General features: G+C 58.0%; 1 protein-coding gene. It reads right to left on the reverse strand.

All coding sequences use genetic code 11. The annotated features are described in order from the left end of the window. Positions 1-134: MerR family DNA-binding transcriptional regulator (locus tag A2J03_RS29670; protein WP_156520174.1), on the reverse strand; the 134-nt coding region annotated here is incomplete at its 3' end. Between the last annotated feature and the right edge of the window lie 152 nt (positions 135-286).

Consider the following 286-nt stretch of genomic DNA (forward strand, 5'->3'; position numbering starts at 1 on the left):
TCGTAGAAGCGGTAACCAGTGTGAGCGTCGACGAGAGTTGGTTCTAGAATCCCGATCTCGTGGTAGTGGCGCAGCGCTTTTCTGCTGAGGCTAGTCATCACTGCGAAGTCGCCGATCGAGACCTGTGCGCCCATGGCGTCCTCCTGTGCGTTGCGCCGCCCTCGTTGTTGGGTGGGGCCCATCGTGAAGTTTCCCCCTAGTAGTACTTTGTTAGGTTGGGAATCTGTGGTGGCAGTGCGGGCAGGTTCCGATCCAGATGGCAAGTGCGCGTTGAAGAATGCGGAGT

This window comes from Rhodococcus sp. EPR-157 (assembly GCF_001647195.1).
GTDB lineage: Bacteria > Actinomycetota > Actinomycetes > Mycobacteriales > Mycobacteriaceae > Rhodococcoides.